A 347-nucleotide genomic window follows, 5' to 3' on the forward strand; every position below is an offset into this window, starting at 1 on the left:
ACCAGAGATGAAAGATCGATGGTCTCCGAGGTCCCGTTCTCAATCCCGATGGTAAGGTCGGTACCCACCAATGAAGATCCCGAGATGTTCTGGTCATCGGTGTTGTCCAGGTACGGAGTCAAATCCACAGTGTTACCGTCCTCAATGCCCAGGGTGTTCCCACTTAGGGTCAGGTTCTGGTCATCGGTGTTGTCCAGGTACGGGGTCAGGTCCACGCTGCCCCCGTCTTCAAGGGTCAGGGTGTTGCCGCTAAGGCTAAGCCCCTGGTCGTCGGTGCCCACCAGTGCGGACAGGTCCACGTTGGCTGAAGAACCGTTCTCAATATCGATCTGAAGGGTGGTGCCGGT

At 57.1% G+C, this 347-nt stretch carries 1 protein-coding gene; it reads right to left on the bottom strand.

Annotated features, from left to right (window positions below):
- A partial coding sequence (locus NG653_RS14700; RefSeq protein ID WP_252742466.1) for a hypothetical protein occupies positions 1-347 on the bottom strand: 347 nt, incomplete at both ends.

The sequence above is a fragment of the Robiginitalea marina genome, from assembly GCF_024006985.1.
Classification (GTDB): Bacteria; Bacteroidota; Bacteroidia; order Flavobacteriales; family Flavobacteriaceae; genus Robiginitalea; species Robiginitalea marina.